This is a genomic window from Microbacterium sp. MDV22-iso44 (genome assembly GCF_058629135.1).
This window is the reverse complement of sequence record NZ_JBZVWS010000001.1, coordinates 827,999-842,783: the sequence shown is the minus strand read 5'-3', so window position 1 is coordinate 842,783 and position 14,785 is coordinate 827,999. Positions and strand designations below refer to the sequence as shown.

Genomic DNA, 14,785 nt, shown 5'->3' with positions numbered 1-14,785 from the left:
TGAAGTCAAGATGTGAACATAACGCTTTCGTCACCGTCGACGGTCGGCCCGAACCCTCCGAGGAAGCGCTGCGCGGCGAGCGTGCGGACTAGGTCCGACCCGTGCCGAGGCGGCTGCGGCGGGTGACGGCATCCAGCGCCACGGCGAAGACCAGCACGGCTCCGGTGACCATGTACTGCACCGACGAGCTGAGGTTGATGAGCGTGAATCCTGACGAGATCGCCTGGATCACGACGACGCCCAGGAGCGCGGCGAACGCCGACCCGCGTCCGCCGAACAGCGAGGCGCCGCCGATGATGGCCGCCGCGATCGCATTGAGGTTCGTATCCGCCGCGCCGGTGCTCTGGTTGGCCGCCGCGAGCCGGGCCGCGGCGAGGATGCCGCCCGTCGCCGCGAGCACCGAGCACAGCACGAACACCGAGACCACGACGCGGTCGACGCGGATGCCGGCCCGTCGCGCCGCCTCGATCGAGCCGCCGACCGCGAACACCGATCGGCCCCAGCGGGTGCGCGTCAGCGCCAGATGCGCGACCACGACGAGGACGACGAAGAGGACGAACATGAGTCCCACGCCGCGGGAGAGGTTGAGGTACCAGGATCCGCCGGCGAGACCGACGAGGAGCAGGGCGCCCCGGATCACGATGATGACCGTGCGCGTGCTCTCCAGTTCCGCGGCCGCTCGTCGCCGGGCCCGGCTGAGGAGCGTGGCGGTGTAGGCCAGCGCGGTCGCGGCCGACAGCACGTACGACAGCCAGGGCGGGAGGTACATCTGCTGGGCGAACTGCACGATCCACGAGTCGAAGGGGAGGTTGATCGAACCGGCGTCGCCCAGCACCCACAGCTGCACGCCGAGCAGGCCGAGCAGCCCGGCGAGCGTCACGACGAAGCTCGGCAGGCCGAGCGTGCTGCGCAAGAGCCCGTAGACGGCTCCCACGATGCCTCCGGCGGCGACCGCGGCGCCGATCGCGAGCACGAAGGGCCACTGCAGCTGCACGGCGCCCACCGTCAGGATCGCCGCCGCCACCCCCGACATCGAGCCGACCGACAGGTCGATCTCGCCGATGAGGAGGACGAGGACGATCCCGAGCGAGATCGTGCCCATCGCAGCGCACTGCATCAGCAGGTCGCTGAGGTTCCGGCTGGTCAAGAAGACGGGGTTGAGCGCCTGGAACACGACGGCGATCACGACGAGAGCCAGCACCACCGGCATCCGTCCGACGTCGCCGGATCGCACCCGGGTGAGAACGAGGCTCAGGATGCCGCCCTCCCGGTTCATCGGTCGCCGTCCACGCGGCGTCGAGCATCCGCGAGCGGGATGACGGGAGCCCGGGGTTCGTCGGGCGGGCTGACCGGCCGAACCGGGTCGAAGGCTCCCGTGATGGCGGCGATCAGCACTTCGCTCGTCGCCGTCTCGGCATCGAACTCGCCGTTGTTGCGGCCGAGGCGGAGGACCACGATGCGGTCGGCGACGGCGAGCACATCGGTGAGGTTGTGGCTGATGAGGACGACCCCGTGGCCCCGGTCGCGCAAGCGCTCGATGAGGTTGAGGACCTCGGCGGTCTGTGCGACGCCGAGGGCAGCGGTCGGTTCGTCCAGGATCACGATGCGCGGCTCCCCGATCAGGGACCGGGCGATCGCGACGGTCTGACGCTGGCCGCCCGACAGCGTCGAGACCGGCACGCGGACCGACGGGACCTTCGCCGCGAGTTCGCGCAGCAGCATCCAGGTCCGCTCTTCCATGCCCACCTCGTCGAGGCGACCGCGCTCGATGAGCTCCCGACCGAGCCACAGGTTGGCGACGACGTCGAGGTTCTCGCAGAGGGCGAGGTCCTGGAACACGGTCGCGATGCCGAGGTCCTGCGCGTCCGCCGGGCTCGAGAGCTGCACGAGCTCCCCGTCGAGCTCGATCGTCCCGGCGTCGGCGGGGTGGACGCCGGCGAGGATCTTCACGAGCGTGGACTTGCCGGCGCCGTTGTCGCCGACGAGGGCGACGACCTCGCCCTCGCGGACGCGGAAGTCCACACCGTTCAGGGCGCGGACCGCGCCGAAGCGCTTATCGATGCCGCGCATCGACAGGACGTGATCGCCGGTGCGACGGGGGGAGACGCTCACGCTCGGTGCTCTCATTCCAGGCCTGCGGCGGCGCAGGCCTCGGCGTAGGTGGGGGTGCAGATGTCCGCGACGGTCCAGAAGCCGTCCGCGACGACGGTGGACGCGATGTTGTCCACGGTGACAGCGACGGGAGTCAGCAGGGTGGCCGGGATGCCGTCGATCGTCGTGTCGCCGGCGGGCTTGTCGCCGGCGGCGAGCTGCACGGCGACGTCGGCGGCGATCGTGGCCTGCGTGCGGATCGCCTTGTAGACGGTCATGTACTGATCGCCCTCGACGATCCGCTGGAGCGCGGTGAGCTCGGCATCCTGCCCCGTGACGATGGGGAACGGCGAGACGTCCGCGGCGCGGAGGGCGGCGATCGCACCGCTGGCGGTGCCGTCGTTGGCGGCGTACACGGCGGCCACCTCATCGCCGTACTGCGCCAGCTGACCCGAGACCCACGCCTGCGCCTTGTCGGGACTCCAATCCGGGGTGTCGTACTCGGCGAGCACGCGTAGACCCGTCGCGGCGATCACCCGGCGGGCGCCGTCGCGGAACTGCGCTGCGTTGCTGTCGGTGGGAGCGCCGTGGACCATCAGGATGCCGCCGTCGCTGCGACCCTCCTTCTCGAGGCCTGCCACGAGGGCCTCCGCCTGCAGTTCGCCGACACGCTCGTTGTCGAACGACACGTAGTACGCGGGCTTCCCGCCGCCGATGATCATCCGGTCGTACGAGATGACCGGCACGCCCTCGGCGGTCGCCGCCGCGAGGATGGATGCCGCGGCCCGGCCGTCGACGGGGTCGAGGACGAGGACGGCGGCTCCCGCGGCGAGCGCGGACTCCGCCTGCTGCTGCTGCCGCGCGGCATCCTGATCGGCGTTCGTGTACAGCACCTGCGCGTCGCCGAGTTCCGCGATGCGCTTCTCGAAGACGGGCCGATCGAAGGTCTCGTAGCGTGCGGTCTTCTTGTCGGGGAGGAGCAGCGCGATGATCGTGCGCGGCGACGAGTTGTCGGGGAGGGCGCAGCCCGAGAGTGCGGCAGCAGACGCCGCCACGAGCAGGACGGCCGTGAGGAACCGTCTCATGCGGGGAACGCGACCAGATCTGCGTCGACGGCCACGTGATCGAGGGCCAGGGCGATCGCGCCGCGCGTCTCGGCCCACTCCGCGAAGGCGGACGCGACGATCTCGGGCACCCCGCCGCCGAGGATCGCGCGCTCCAGGGCGTGCCGGAGCGGAGCGAGGAGGATCTCGCCCGCGCGGGCCAGCTCGCCTCCCACGACGATGCGCTCGGGGTCGATGAGGTTGCACAGGCTCGCCGCGGCGATGCCGATGTGGCGGCCGGCATCCGCGATCGTGCGCTGCGCGGCGGGGACGCCGTCGCCCGCGGCCGTGACGAGGTCACGGAGGCGATGGATGCCGTCGGCCTCGCTGAAACCGGCCAGGAGCGCAGGACCGGCGGCCACCGTCTCGAGACAGCCGCGGTTGCCGCAACGGCAGCGGCCACCGTTCTCGTCGATCGTCATGTGACCGATCTGTCCGGTGCGTCCGCTGGCCCCGCGGAAGAGCTCACCGTCGACGAGGAGACCGGCGCTGATCGAATGCCCCACGGTCACGTAGACGGACGAGGATGCCCCGCGGGCGGCGCCTTCGCGGGCCTCGGCGAGTGCGCCCAGGTTCGCTTCGCTGTCGACATGGACGGGACGCCCGATGCGCGCCGAGAGGCTGCGGGCGATGTCGACACCGTCCCAGCCGGGGAGGAGACCGGGCGTGGAGATGACCGAGGTGCGGGGATCGACGGGGGCCGGCAGCGCCAGACCGACCGCCAAGAGGTCGGACAGCGATCCGCCGAGACCCTCGACCATGTCGCCGAGCAGCAGGCTGAGCCGGTCCAGCTCGGCGTCGTGTCGATGATCGGGGGCGAGGGGGAGCGAGGTTTCGGCGACGACCGAGCGGGTCGCGTCGGCGATGGCGACGTGGAGCTTCCGCGTGGAGAAATGCGCGCCCGCCACGAGCCCGACCTGTCGGGCGAGCGAGACGAGGGTCGCGCGGCGACCACTGCGCGAGGTGAACGAGGTGTGCAGAACCCCCGACGCCGTGAGCTCTTTGACGATGTTCGACACCGTCGCGGGGGAGAGCCCGGTCGCGCCTGCGAGCTCGATCTGCGTCAAGCGCCCATGCCGCTTGAGCGAATCGAGCAATCGTGCACGATTCGCCTCTCGCAGTGAAGACTGCGAGCCGGGCGGAGTTGACCGGCGAGCCACGGGGCCACCCTACCGTGCGGCGTGGTCGCGGGCGGGGCTCTTCGGGTCAGGAGGCGTCGACGGCGCGGACGCGGACGATGTTCGTCGACTCGTCCAGCTCGGCGATCTTCGGGTGCGCTTTGACGAAGTCCGAGAACGAGCGGTGGCCGAGGGACTTCTCGCTGAACGACGGGTCCATTCGTTTGAGCAGGTTCTTCACCGCCGACAGGTGCATCCACTCCTCGTCGGTACGGACCTGCTCGAGGCGCAGCGCGCGCGAGAGGAGCTGTTCGACGGGGTCGACGGCCTTCCGCCGACGGCGGCCCGCCTGGGGCGTGCTCTCCGGGGCGGGTTCGGGCTCGGGGGTCGCGACCCCGGGGAGGGCGTCGTACGCGTCGAACTGGTCGCACGCCGCCGCGAGCGATTTGGCCGTGGACCCGGCGACGCCGACGGCGACGACGAAGCGCCCGAGCCGCTTGCACCGCTGCGCGAGCGGGACGTAGTCGCTGTCGCCCGCCACGATCACGACGTGGGTGAGGTCCTCGAGGCGGAAGAGATCTTCGACGGTGTCGACGGCGAGACGGATGTCGGCGCCGTTCTTCGCGTAGGCGGCCGCGGGGAACAACTGCACGAGGTCGACCGCGCGGGCGACCAGCTGTTGGCGGTAGAGCGAGTTCACCGGCGACGACCAGTCGGCGTAGGCGCGGGTCAGGACCAGGGTTCCGAAGGATGCCGCGTAGTCCATGATCGCGCCGACGTCGATCATGGCGGCGGCCAGGCGCTCCGAGATCTCCTTCTCGTCGGGGTCGGCCGCGATCCGTTGCCGATCCCGCGAGTAGCTGTTGCGACCGTGGACCCGGTCGTACCAACTCATGACGATGTTGTCGAAATCGAGGTAGACCGCGACGCGGGGGATGGAGGAATCCGGCATCCCCCCAGTCTTACAGTTCGCGTGCCGCCGATGTTCCGGGAACCTGATCGCGCAGGCCCAGAACGAACTCGAGGATGTCGCGTGCGGGGGCGGAGCGGACGGTGCCATGACCGAGTGTCCAGCCGTCATCGCTCGCGCGGAGCGAAGAACCCGCGACCGCAGCGCGCCGGTCGAAAGACATGCGCGTGACGGCATACAGCGCGACGGCGCCGCTGGTGGTCGCAGAAAGGGCGACCGGCCGGTCGCCCGCGAGGTCCAGGAGGGCGCGCGTCGCCGCGACGAGGGAGCGGATGCGCACGCGGCGTCCGGCGAGGATGGCCTCGACCACATCGGCGAACCCCGGGTCGTCGGATGCGGGGAGACCGGCGGCCCCCAGGAACGCGACACGCTCATCCGCGGTGCGCGCCAGGGGAGCAGCGAGTCGCACGACGTCAGCGAGTGCGGTGCGCCAATCGCCCGTGACACCGGCTTCGTCGACGCGTTCCCGATTGCTGAGGGGGAGGTGGCGCGACACGTCGGACATAGCGGTCAGCATAGGTGCGGCGCGCACGTCCGGCTGCGGCGAAAGGGTCGGCGTGCATAATGGGCCTCGGTCCGTGTGACCGTGAACATGGCCCGAGGGGGACCGATGAGCGACGATGCCGGCGGCCGGAGGGCGAGCATCCGCGACGTCGCGCGCCGAGCGGACGTCTCGCACCAGACGGTCTCACGCGTCCTCAACGACCACCCGAGCATCCGGCCCGAGACCCGCGATCGGGTCCTCGCCGCCATGCAGGAGCTGTCGTACAGCCCGAACCCCGCGGCCCGTGCGCTCGTCACCAGCAGGTCGAGGACCATCGGGATCCTGGCGGCGTCGTCGACGCAGTACGGTCCGGCGTCGTCGATCGCCGCCATCGAGGCCGCCGCGCAGGCGCGGGGCTACTGGGTGTCCACGGCCAACATCGACCCGACGGACCCCCAGTCGATCCCCGACGGGCTGTCGTACCTCATGGCGCAATCCGTCGAGGGGCTCGTCGTCATCGCCCCGCAGGTCCGGGTGATCCGGGCCCTGGCCGCGCAGGCGGTCGGCGTGCCCTACGTGACCCTGCAGTCGACCGACGTCGACGCCGGCCACACCCTCGCGGTCGACCAGATCGCGGGAGCGCGCCTGGCGACACGCCATCTCATCGAGCTCGGGCACCGCTCGATCTACCACCTGGCCGGTCCGCAGGACTGGATGGAGGCGGAGTCGCGGATGCGCGGCTTCCTGGAGGAGATGAGCGCCTGGGACATCGCCACGACGGCGCCGATCCTCGGCGATTGGACGGCGGACTTCGGGTACTACGCGGGGCGCGAACTGCTGGGTTACCGGGACTTCACGGCGATCTTCTCCTCGAACGACCAGATGGCGCTGGGGCTCCTGCACGCCATCCGCGACGAGGGCCTGGACTGCCCGCGCGATGTGAGCATCGTCGGCTTCGACGACATCCCCGAGGCGGGCCACTTCTGGCCGCCACTGACGACGGTGCGCCAGGACTTCGCCGAACTCGGCCGGCGCTGCGTCGAACTCCTGCTCGACGGGTCGGCCGCCGCAGCGGCCCCGGTGCTCACGCCGGACCTCATCGTGCGGTCCTCGACGGCGCGCGCAGCGTCCGTCTGACGCCGTCCGCGCGTCGTGTTGACACGGCCCGGGTCCGAGGTGCATAGTCATCCGATGTGAACGGTCACATGACCGCCCCCGATGTCGGTGGCGGTGACCGCGCAAGACGAAGGAGTCGGGCAAGTGGTGTCGAAGGACGACGCGGAGCGGTACGTGAACGGGGTGAAGACCGAGGTCGCCGTCGCGCGCATCCGCGAGCGGGTGGCATCCCTCCTGGTCGATCTCGCCGGTCGCGGCCTCGCGTCGACGACGCTGTCCGAGCGGGTCCCCGACGCCGACCTCTTCGTGACCCGGCCGGTCCTGGCCGACGACGAACTCGCTCCCGAGAACATGATGGTCGTCTCGCTCGACGGACTGTCCGTCCCGGGCACCCCCGGTGACGACGGCGTCCTGCCCGACGACGTGGAGCTGTACGCGGCCATCCTGAAGGATGCCGGCGCCGTCGCCCTCGTGCACCTCGAAGCCGGCCATGCGGCGGCGTGGGCCGCCCGCGGCGCCGCGATCCCGTGTCTGACGGCGCAGGCGGCACGCGAATTCGGCGGCGCGGTGCCCGTCATCGCAGGTCCGGACGTGTCGGCGCCGGCGGTCATCGATTCCCTCCGTGAGGCGGATGCCCCGGCCATCCTCGTCGCCGGCCTCGGCGCGCTCTGCGTCGCGGCGAGTGCCCGCGAGGCGGTGCGTCTCGCCCAGGTGCTGGAAGGCGTCGCCCGGACAGCGAGCCTCGCGTCGGAGGCCGAGCCGCTGGAAGCGGACCTCATCGCCGACCTCTCCGGCCGTGCTCGCGCACGCCGGTCCACGATCACCGACGGCCGCCGGTAGCCCGATACCGGGCGCGGCCACTCAGAAAGACCCTCACCAGGGGCAATGCGCACAACCGAACACCACGACACCGAAGTCCAGGGAAAGGGACCACAGTGAAACTCAAGAGGATCATCTTCGTCGGCATCGCAGCCGGCGCGCTCGCGCTCTCCGCGTGCTCCACCGCATCGACCGGCGGCGGCTCCGAAGGCGGCAAGGGCGACGGCGGCCTGATCGGCGTCGCCATGCCGACCAAGAGCTCCGAGCGTTGGATCCAGGACGGCAACGCCGTCAAGAAGGCGCTGGAGGACCAGGGTTACAAGGTCGACCTCCAGTACGCCGAGGACGACATCCCCACGCAGGTCTCGCAGATCGAGAACATGATCACGAAGGGCGCCGAGGCGCTCATCGTCGCCTCGATCGACGGAACCACCCTCACCGAGGCGCTGCAGAACGCGGCGGACGCCGACATCCCCGTCATCGCCTACGACCGCCTCATCAAGGGCACCGAGAACGTCGACTACTACGCGACGTTCGACAACCAGCTCGTCGGCAACCAGCAGGCGTGGACCGTCCTGAACGGCCTGGGCCTGACCGACCTCGAGGGCAAGCCGGTCGCCGACCCGCCCAAGGGACCGTTCAACATCGAGCTGTTCGCCGGATCGCTCGACGACAACAACGCGTTCTTCTTCTTCAACGGCGCGATGGAGGTGCTCAAGCCCTACATCGACAACGGCACCCTCGTCGTGAAGTCGGGCCAGACCACCATCGAGCAGGCCGCGACGCTCCGCTGGGACGGCGAGACCGCTCAGAGCCGCATGGAGGACATCCTCACGGCCAACTACAGCGACGGCACGAAGGTCGGCGCGGTCCTGTCGCCCTACGACGGCATCTCGCGCGGCATCATCTCGGCGCTGGCCGATGCCGGCTACGACGTGGGTGACGAGTGGCCGATCATCTCCGGCCAGGACGCCGAGGTCGACTCGGTCAAGGCGATCCTGAGCGGCGAGCAGTACGCCACGATCTTCAAGGACACGCGCGAGCTCGCGAAGGTCGCCGCCGGCATGGCCGTCGACGTGCTGAACGACGAGAAGCCCGAGGTCAACGACGAGGAGACGTACGACAACGACGTGAAGGTCGTTCCCTCGTACCTGCTCGCGCCGGTCCCCGTCGTCAAGGACAACGTGAAGTCCGCGCTGGTCGACACCGGCTACTGGACGGAGGCCGAGCTGGGTCTGTGACCCGGTTCGTCTGACCACCACCTGCGTCGGCGGCGGGTCCGCCCGCCGCCGACGCATCCCATCCCCCCACCACGGAAGTCGGAGATCGTGACCGAGACCATCCTCGAGATGCGCGGCATCACCAAGACGTTCCCGGGCGTGAAGGCGCTCTCGAACGTCAACTTCGCCGTCGGGCGCGGCGAGATCCACGCCATCTGCGGCGAGAACGGCGCCGGCAAGTCGACCTTGATGAAGGTCCTGTCGGGCGTCTACCCCCACGGCACCTACGACGGCGAGATCCACTACGCCGGCGACGTCGTCGAATTCAAGAACCTGCGTGACAGCGAAGCGCGCGGCATCGTCATCATCCACCAGGAGCTGGCGCTCAGCCCGTACCTGTCGATCGCCGAGAACATCTTCCTCAACAACGAGCGCAGAGGCGCCGGCGGACTGATCGACTGGAACCAGACGAACTTCCAGGCCGCCGCGCTCCTCAAGCGCGTGGGTCTGCGCGAGAACCCGACGACGAAGGTCAACCAGCTCGGCGTCGGCAAGCAGCAGCTCGTCGAGATCGCCAAGGCCCTGTCGAAGGAGGTCAAGCTCCTCATCCTCGACGAGCCCACGGCCGCTCTCAACGACGAGGACTCGGACCACCTGCTCGAACTGATCCTCAGCCTCCGTGAGGAGGGGATCACGTCGATCATCATCAGCCACAAGCTCAACGAGATTAAGAAGGTCGCCGACACCGTCACGGTCATCCGCGACGGGAAGACGATCGAGACGATCGCGAAGACCGATGTGACCGAGGACCGGATCATCAAGGACATGGTGGGCCGTGACCTCGAGCACCGCTACCCCGACCACGAGCCGCAGATCGGCGACGAGCTGCTCCGCGTCGAGAACTGGACGGCCCACCACCCGCAGGACCCGAGCCGCGTCGTCGTCGACGACGTGTCGATCACGGTGCGTGCGGGCGAGATCGTCGGGATCGCCGGCCTCATGGGCGCCGGTCGCACCGAATTCGCGATGAGCCTGTTCGGCCACAGCTACGGCACCCGCATCTCGGGCAAGGTCTTCATGCGCGGCAAGGAGATCCGGACGCGCACCGTCTCGGAGGCGATCGCGAACGGCCTCGCGTATGCGACCGAGGATCGGAAGACCTACGGCCTGAACCTCATCGACGACATCAAGCGCAACATCTCGGTGGCATCCCTGAAGAAGCTCGAGAAAGCGGGGCTGGTCGACGACAACGAGGAGTTCGCCGTCGCCAACCAGTACCGCAAGAGCATGAACATCAAGGCGCCGACCGTGCTCGCCAAGACGGGGAAGCTCTCGGGCGGCAACCAGCAGAAGGTCGTCCTCTCGAAGTGGATCTACTCGGATCCCGAGGTGCTGATCCTCGACGAGCCGACGCGAGGGATCGACGTCGGAGCGAAGTACGAGATCTACACGATCATCAACAAGCTCGCGGCGGCAGGCAAGGGCGTCATCGTGATCTCGTCGGAGCTGCCTGAGCTCCTCGGTATCTCGGACCGCGTGTACGCACTCTCAGAGGGTCGCATCACCGGCGAGGTGCCCATCAGTGACGCCACCCCCGAACACGTCCTCAAGCTCATGACCATGGAGAAGCCCCGCTGACGGGGCAGGAGACACACATGTCGAACACCACCACAACCCCGGAAACCGCCGCCGGCGGCGGCATCAATCCGCCCGAGAACCGGGTCACCCGCTGGGTGACGACGGTCCTGTCCGATCTCGGCCGCAACGGCATCTTCATCGCGTTGATCGCCGTCGTCGTCCTCTTCGCGATCACGACCGAAGGCATCCTGCTGCGCCCGCAGAACCTGTCGAACCTCGTCGTCCAGAACGGGTACATCCTCGTCCTGGCCATCGGCATGGTGATGATCATCATCGCCGGTCACATCGACCTGTCCGTCGGCTCCGTGGCGGCCTTCATCGGCGCCGTATCCGGCGTCCTGGCCGTCGACATGGGACTCCCGTGGGGCGTCGCGATCATCCTGTCGCTGCTCATCGGCGCCCTCGTGGGTGCCTGGCAGGGATTCTGGGTGGCCTACGTCGGCATCCCCGCCTTCATCGTGACCCTCGCCGGCATGCTGATCTTCCGGGGCCTTGCTCTCGTCGTCCTCGGAAACCAGAACATCGGCTCGTTCCCGACTGAGTACCGTTCGCTCGGTAACGGGTTCCTCTCCGGTCTGTTCGGCGAGTCCGACCCCGACGTGTTCACGCTCGTCGTCGGCGGCGTCGCCATCATCGCCCTTGCCGTCCAGCAGGTGCGCACCCGGCTGGGACGACAGAAGTACGACCAGGACGTCGACCCGCTGCTGTGGTTCATCGTCAAGCTCGCTCTCATCGCCGTGGTGATCGGTTGGTTCACGTTCGCCCTCGCCTCGTACAAGGGCATCCCCGTCACGCTCATCGTGCTGGCGGTCCTCGTCCTCGTCTACGGCATCGTCATGAACCGCAGCGTCTTCGGCCGCCACATCTACGCCATCGGCGGCAACCGTCACGCGGCGGAGCTCTCGGGCATCAAGACGCGGCGCGTGGACTTCTGGCTGTTCGTCAACATGGGCGTCCTCGCCGCTCTCGCCGGTCTCATCTTCACGGCGCGACTGAACCTCGCCGGCCCGAAGGCGGGCGAGGGCTTCGAGCTCGAGGCCATCTCGGCCGCCTTCATCGGCGGCGCGGCGGTGCAGGGCGGTATCGGCACCATCGGCGGTGCGATCATCGGTGGACTCATCATCGGTGTCCTGAACAACGGCATGTCGATCATGGGCATCGGCATCGACTGGCAGCAGGCGGTCAAGGGACTCGTGCTGCTGTTCGCCGTCGCCTTCGATGTCTACAACAAGCGACGGGCCGGTCACTGACATGGCGAAGACGTCGAACACCGCGTCCGACCTCGAGCGGCCCCGCGTCACGACGGCGCGCATCACGATGTGGATCTGCGGCGGCGCCGTCGGGATCTATATGGTTGTCAGCGGCCTGATCGGTGCGCTGACCACCGGCTGATCCATCCGTTCGGATCGTCGACCCGCATCCCCTCTCTCCCCCGTGGAAGAGGGGATGCGGCGTTTCACCGCCCACTCATAGACTCTGGCCCATGCCTTTCGTGTTCTCGCTCCTCGTCCTGGCGGGGATGATCTTCGCGCTCGTCGACATCATCACGCGGGACCAGAGCCTCGTGAAGCACATGCCGAAGACGGTGTGGCTGTTCGTCGTCATCCTGCTGCCGTTCCTCGGCACCGTGCTGTGGTTCGCGATCGGCAGGGAGTACCCGCAGCGCGAGGTGCGCCGGGCGCCGCAGTTCGCGCCGTGGGCGACCGAACCCCCTGCAGCGCCGACGGGCGCGCACGACGCCCGGTCGACCGAGCAGCAGCTCGCCGACCTGGAACGCGAGATCGAAGAGGAGCGGTTGCGCGCCGAACTCGCCCGACGTCGCCGGGAGCTCGGCGACCCGGCCTGATCCGCGTCAGCTACGCGGGTAGACGACGCCGATCTGACGTCGGATCTCGTCGAGTGTGCCCATGATGGCGATGCTCTCGTCGATCGGCAGCAGGTCGCTGTCGGTGCGCCCCTCGGCGATGAGTCGTTCGGCGTAGAGGGCCTGGAACTGCATGCCGCGACCGTCGATCTCGGTGCGGAACTCCTCGACGAGTGCGCCGTCGACATCGAAGACGCGGAAGGACGTCGGTGCGTAGAAGACGCCGTCGATCTCGATGCGACCCTTCGTCCCGACGATCTGCGCGGCGTTGGCACCGGCACCCCGCATGGACGTGAGGAGCGAGGACACCCCGCCCGCGGCGTGACGCACGGAGATCGCCACATCGGTGTCCGCGCCCGTCTCACCCAGCTGCGCCGTCGCGAGGACCTCGGCGGGCGCGCCGAGGACGTCCCAGGCGAAGGAGACGGGGTAGATCCCGAGATCGAGGAGTGCACCGCCGCCGAGGGCGAGGTCGTTGAGCCGGTGATCGGGGTCGGTGGGGAGGTTCTGCGTGTGGTCGGCGCTGAGGACCCGCACCTCGCCGATGACGTCGGCGGCGAGGACTTCTCGCAGGCGCACCATGTGGGGCAGGTACCGCGTCCACATCGCCTCCATCGCCAGCAGGCCGTGATCGGCGGCGAGATCGCGGATCGCGACGGCCTGGTCGGCGTCGAGGGTGAGGGGCTTCTCGATGAGCACGTGCTTGCCGTGTTCGAGGGCGAGGGCCGCGCACGCGAGGTGGTGACTGTGCGGCGTCGCGATGTACACGATGTCGACCTCGGGGTCGGCGACGAGCTCGTCGTACGACCCGTAGGAGCGGGGGATGCCGTACTGCGCGGCGAACTCCTGCGCCGACTCCGTGCGGCGCGAGCCCACGGCGGTGACCGTCATGCCGGCTGTCTTCAGGTCGGCGGTGAAGGCGTGCGCGATGCCACCGGTGGCCAGGATTCCCCATCGAAGTGCGGTCATGTCCCGAGCCTATCGGCGGGTGGGGTCCACCCGACCTAGAGTCGACTCGTGGTCACGACTCCCGACGCCGCCCTCGACCGCTTCCGCGAGCTCCTGCGGATCCCGACGGTGTCGCTCGACCCCGATGCCCCGGATGCGGACGGCACGGCGTTCCTCCACTTCCACGACGCGGTCGCGCGGCTCTACCCGCACCTGCACGCGTCGCTCGAGCGCGAGGTCGTCGCCGAGTACTCCCTGCTGTACCGCTGGCGCGGGAGGGATGCGGCATCCCCGCTCGTCCTCATGGCGCACATCGACGTCGTCCCCGTCGTCCCGGCGGAGTGGACGCACGACCCGTTCGCGGCGGAGGTCGTCGGGTCCGGCGACGCGGCCGAGGTCCACGCCCGCGGCGCGGTCGACGACAAGGGCTCGCTCGTGGCCGTCCTCGAAGCCGTCGAGTCCCTCGTCGCCGAGGGGTTCACACCCGAACGCGACGTCTACCTCGCCTTCGGGCACAACGAGGAGGTGGCCGGCGACGGTGCGCAGGCGATCGTCGAGGTGCTGCGGGGCCGCGGCATCCGCCCCTCGCTCGTCCTGGACGAGGGCGGCGCCGTCGTGGAGGGAGCCCTGCCGGGAGTGACCGTCCCGACCGCCGTCATCGGCGTCGCCGAGCGCGGCGTGATGACCGTCCACCTCACCGCCCGCGAGCTCGGCGGTCACGCCTCGACGCCGCCCCGCGATCCCGCGACCGCGCGACTCGCGCGGGCCGTGCTGCGCCTGCACCGCCGTCCCTTCCCGACGCGGCTCGTGCCGCCGGTGCGGGCGATGTTCGAGACGGTCGCGCCGCACACGACAGGACCGCTCCGCCGGGTGTTCGCGAGCATCGGGCTGACCGGGCGGCTGCTCGTGAAGGTCTTCCCGCGTCTCGGGCCCGAGCTCAATGCGCTGGTGCGGACCACCGCCGTCGTGACCGAGCTCTCCGGGGCGACGGGGGCGAACGTCCTCGCGACGTCGGCGCGGGCGAGCGTCAACGTGCGCCTGCTTCCGGGCGACACCGCAGCCTCGGCCGAAGCCCGCATCCGCCGGGTCGTCGGCGATCCGCTCGTCGAGGTGGAGGTGGTCTCGGCATCCGATCCGTCGCCGGTGTCGCCGTGGTCGGGTCCCGCATGGAATCGGTTGGTCGCCGCGACCCGCTCGGCGCTCGGCGACGACGTCCTCCCGACGCCCTACATCCAGCTCGGCGCGAGCGACAGCCGGTGGTTCACGGCGATCAGCGACCACGTGTACCGCTTCACGCCGTTCCACCTCACTCGCGGCGAACGCGAGGCGCTGCACTCGCACGACGAGCGGATCCGCGTGGGCTCGTGGTTGCGAGGGATCGGGTTCTACCGCGACCTGCTGCGGAAGAGCTGAC

At 69.5% G+C, this 14,785-nt stretch carries 15 protein-coding genes; 8 read left to right on the top strand and 7 right to left on the bottom strand.

Annotated elements, in window-relative coordinates; genetic code table 11:
• Positions 1-88 precede the first annotated feature (88 nt).
• Genes AC4NN1_RS04120 through AC4NN1_RS04095 form a run of 6 tightly spaced genes read right to left on the bottom strand, consistent with a single transcriptional unit; the run spans position 89 to position 5,787 of the window.
• Positions 89-1,276 (bottom strand): ABC transporter permease subunit, encoded by a 1,188-nt coding sequence (locus AC4NN1_RS04120; RefSeq protein WP_363458475.1) that lies wholly within the window; start codon positions 1,274-1,276, stop codon positions 89-91.
• On the bottom strand, positions 1,273-2,112 hold the full coding sequence (locus AC4NN1_RS04115) for an ATP-binding cassette domain-containing protein (RefSeq protein WP_020097000.1): 840 nt from the start codon (positions 2,110-2,112) through the stop codon (positions 1,273-1,275). The genes AC4NN1_RS04120 and AC4NN1_RS04115 overlap by 4 nt, the downstream gene beginning before the upstream one ends.
• A gap of 11 nt (positions 2,113-2,123) precedes the next feature.
• Positions 2,124-3,176: a sugar ABC transporter substrate-binding protein gene (locus AC4NN1_RS04110; RefSeq protein WP_491954609.1), complete on the bottom strand. Its 1,053-nt coding sequence runs from the start codon at positions 3,174-3,176 to the stop codon at positions 2,124-2,126.
• Positions 3,173-4,354 (bottom strand): ROK family transcriptional regulator, encoded by a 1,182-nt coding sequence (locus AC4NN1_RS04105; protein ID WP_491954608.1) that lies wholly within the window; start codon positions 4,352-4,354, stop codon positions 3,173-3,175. The genes AC4NN1_RS04110 and AC4NN1_RS04105 overlap by 4 nt, the downstream gene beginning before the upstream one ends.
• 46 nt (positions 4,355-4,400) lie before the next feature.
• Positions 4,401-5,264, bottom strand: a complete 864-nt coding sequence (locus AC4NN1_RS04100) for an NYN domain-containing protein (protein ID WP_018188419.1) — start codon at positions 5,262-5,264, stop codon at positions 4,401-4,403.
• Positions 5,265-5,274: 10 nt separating this feature from the next.
• Complete coding sequence (locus AC4NN1_RS04095) at positions 5,275-5,787, bottom strand: hypothetical protein (protein WP_491954607.1); 513 nt, start codon at positions 5,785-5,787, stop codon at positions 5,275-5,277.
• A 105-nt stretch (positions 5,788-5,892) separates the two neighbouring features.
• Here AC4NN1_RS04095 and AC4NN1_RS04090 point away from each other — a divergent pair, with 105 nt between their 5' ends.
• The 7 genes from AC4NN1_RS04090 to AC4NN1_RS04060 all read left to right on the top strand — a co-directional run bounded on the left by AC4NN1_RS04090 (position 5,893) and on the right by AC4NN1_RS04060 (position 12,405).
• The gene (locus tag AC4NN1_RS04090; RefSeq protein WP_018188417.1) at positions 5,893-6,903 is read left to right on the top strand and encodes a LacI family DNA-binding transcriptional regulator; all 1,011 of its coding nucleotides are present in this window, start codon (positions 5,893-5,895) and stop codon (positions 6,901-6,903) included.
• A gap of 126 nt (positions 6,904-7,029) precedes the next feature.
• Positions 7,030-7,722 carry a class II aldolase/adducin family protein gene (locus AC4NN1_RS04085; protein WP_311857180.1) on the top strand — a complete coding sequence of 231 codons (693 nt, stop codon included), beginning with the start codon at positions 7,030-7,032 and terminating at the stop codon, positions 7,720-7,722.
• A 95-nt stretch (positions 7,723-7,817) separates the two neighbouring features.
• Positions 7,818-8,942 carry a multiple monosaccharide ABC transporter substrate-binding protein gene (gene chvE, locus AC4NN1_RS04080; RefSeq protein ID WP_491954606.1) on the top strand — a complete coding sequence of 375 codons (1,125 nt, stop codon included), beginning with the start codon at positions 7,818-7,820 and terminating at the stop codon, positions 8,940-8,942.
• 87 nt (positions 8,943-9,029) lie between these two features.
• A complete protein-coding gene (mmsA, locus tag AC4NN1_RS04075; protein WP_018188414.1) occupies positions 9,030-10,559 on the top strand; it encodes a multiple monosaccharide ABC transporter ATP-binding protein in 1,530 nt (509 codons plus the stop codon).
• A 17-nt stretch (positions 10,560-10,576) separates the two neighbouring features.
• Positions 10,577-11,809 (top strand): multiple monosaccharide ABC transporter permease, encoded by a 1,233-nt coding sequence (gene mmsB / locus AC4NN1_RS04070; RefSeq protein WP_018188413.1) that lies wholly within the window; start codon positions 10,577-10,579, stop codon positions 11,807-11,809.
• Position 11,810: 1 nt separating this feature from the next.
• On the top strand, positions 11,811-11,951 hold the full coding sequence (locus tag AC4NN1_RS04065) for a hypothetical protein (RefSeq protein WP_018188412.1): 141 nt from the start codon (positions 11,811-11,813) through the stop codon (positions 11,949-11,951).
• Between the two features lie 91 nt (positions 11,952-12,042).
• Positions 12,043-12,405 (top strand): PLD nuclease N-terminal domain-containing protein, encoded by a 363-nt coding sequence (locus AC4NN1_RS04060; protein WP_491954605.1) that lies wholly within the window; start codon positions 12,043-12,045, stop codon positions 12,403-12,405.
• Between the two features lie 6 nt (positions 12,406-12,411).
• Here the strand turns inward: AC4NN1_RS04060 and AC4NN1_RS04055 are convergent, their stop codons facing one another.
• Positions 12,412-13,392 carry a Gfo/Idh/MocA family protein gene (locus AC4NN1_RS04055; protein WP_491954604.1) on the bottom strand — a complete coding sequence of 327 codons (981 nt, stop codon included), beginning with the start codon at positions 13,390-13,392 and terminating at the stop codon, positions 12,412-12,414.
• A 48-nt stretch (positions 13,393-13,440) separates the two neighbouring features.
• Between AC4NN1_RS04055 and AC4NN1_RS04050 the strand changes: the two genes are divergently transcribed.
• Positions 13,441-14,784: a M20/M25/M40 family metallo-hydrolase gene (locus AC4NN1_RS04050; RefSeq protein ID WP_491954603.1), complete on the top strand. Its 1,344-nt coding sequence runs from the start codon at positions 13,441-13,443 to the stop codon at positions 14,782-14,784.
• Position 14,785 lies beyond the last annotated feature (1 nt).

Bases quoted from the DNA above. Each gene is read 5' to 3' on its own strand.
- AC4NN1_RS04120 (WP_363458475.1), bottom strand. From the start codon at position 1,276: ATGAACCGGGAGGGCGGCATCCTGAGCCTCGTTCTCACCCGGGTGCGA.
- AC4NN1_RS04110 (WP_491954609.1), bottom strand. From the start codon at position 3,176: ATGAGACGGTTCCTCACGGCCGTCCTGCTCGTGGCGGCGTCTGCTGCC.
- AC4NN1_RS04100 (WP_018188419.1), bottom strand. From the start codon at position 5,264: ATGCCGGATTCCTCCATCCCCCGCGTCGCGGTCTACCTCGATTTCGAC.
- AC4NN1_RS04095 (WP_491954607.1), bottom strand. From the start codon at position 5,787: ATGTCCGACGTGTCGCGCCACCTCCCCCTCAGCAATCGGGAACGCGTC.
- AC4NN1_RS04090 (WP_018188417.1), top strand. From the start codon at position 5,893: ATGAGCGACGATGCCGGCGGCCGGAGGGCGAGCATCCGCGACGTCGCG.
- mmsB (WP_018188413.1), top strand. From the start codon at position 10,577: ATGTCGAACACCACCACAACCCCGGAAACCGCCGCCGGCGGCGGCATC.
- AC4NN1_RS04065 (WP_018188412.1), top strand. From the start codon at position 11,811: ATGGCGAAGACGTCGAACACCGCGTCCGACCTCGAGCGGCCCCGCGTC.
- AC4NN1_RS04060 (WP_491954605.1), top strand. From the start codon at position 12,043: ATGCCTTTCGTGTTCTCGCTCCTCGTCCTGGCGGGGATGATCTTCGCG.
- AC4NN1_RS04055 (WP_491954604.1), bottom strand. From the start codon at position 13,392: ATGACCGCACTTCGATGGGGAATCCTGGCCACCGGTGGCATCGCGCAC.